Source organism: Photorhabdus cinerea (assembly GCF_011189575.1).
Lineage (GTDB): Bacteria > Pseudomonadota > Gammaproteobacteria > Enterobacterales > Enterobacteriaceae > Photorhabdus > Photorhabdus cinerea.
In genome coordinates this window covers 1-798 of the sequence record NZ_PUJW01000124.1, presented here as the reverse complement: position 1 = coordinate 798, position 798 = coordinate 1, and the positions used below count along the sequence as shown (strand labels likewise).

Here is a 798-nt window from a genome sequence, read left to right as displayed (position 1 = left end):
GTTTGGTTACTATTCCAAATAACTCGCAATATATGAAATTAAAACAGGAGCAAGATAAATAATGAATGACTGGATACTCTATTTCTATGCATTTGCTGGCATTGTAGCGACATTTGTTTTTGGGCTTTTATGGCTGGCGGTGACAGCGAGGACTTTCTGCTTGTATGCGTTGTGGCAACTTAAGCAGGGCAAAAGAGCATTACGCATCGGCAAAGAAATGAAGAGAGAAGCGAAACAGCTTATAGAGTCTAACTTTCTCGTTGCTACTGCCGCTCTTGAAAGAAGAAAAAAGGAATAAATAATTGGTGATCAAATGTCACAGCAAACATCACAGACTCAACGAGTCATCAATAATCTGATATATAAAGTCCCATCGAATAGAAAATCTAAGCCAGTTCCTACCGAGTCAGAAGTTAAAACGTTTAATTACGTTTATGAGCTATTGCGAGCAAAGTGGGATAGACGGAGAAATAGAAATGAAAAAGCCATCAAGGAGAAAGTGTAAAATATGTTGTGAATGGTTTATGCCAAAATACCATAATATATGGTGGTGTAATCCAGAACATGGCGCGGAATTAGCAATTAAGAAGCGGAATGGAGACAGGGAAAAAGCAGAGCAGGCACTGAAAAAGAAACGTCAGCAAGAATTAGCAGAGAAGAAAGATAAACTCAAAGCACGCAAGTTAGCAGTAAAGCCACTCTCTTATTTTAGAAATCAGGCACAGCAGGCGTTTAATGCATTTATCAGAGAAAGAGATAAGTACCAGCCATGTATTAGTTGTGGGAGATTTCATAATG

Annotated in this window: 3 protein-coding genes; all 3 read left to right on the top strand. The window is 38.5% G+C overall.

Features of this window, described 5'->3' with window-relative positions:
- Window positions 1-61: 61 nt before the first annotated feature.
- Window positions 62-298: a hypothetical protein gene (locus tag C5469_RS22920; RefSeq protein ID WP_166311008.1), complete on the top strand. Its 237-nt coding sequence runs from the start codon at window positions 62-64 to the stop codon at window positions 296-298.
- Window positions 299-313: 15 nt separating this feature from the next.
- Window positions 314-505 (top strand): NinE family protein, encoded by a 192-nt coding sequence (locus C5469_RS22915; RefSeq protein ID WP_166311006.1) that lies wholly within the window; start codon window positions 314-316, stop codon window positions 503-505.
- Window positions 477-798, top strand: a 322-nt coding sequence (locus C5469_RS22910; RefSeq protein WP_207629338.1) for a recombination protein NinG, incomplete at its 3' end; no start/stop codon positions are given. The genes C5469_RS22915 and C5469_RS22910, both read left to right, overlap by 29 nt.

What these genes read in the sequence shown, in the direction of transcription:
- C5469_RS22915 (WP_166311006.1), top strand. Translation starts at nt 314, where the DNA reads ATGTCACAGCAAACATCACAGACTCAACGAGTCATCAATAATCTGATA.
- C5469_RS22920 (WP_166311008.1), top strand. Translation starts at nt 62, where the DNA reads ATGAATGACTGGATACTCTATTTCTATGCATTTGCTGGCATTGTAGCG.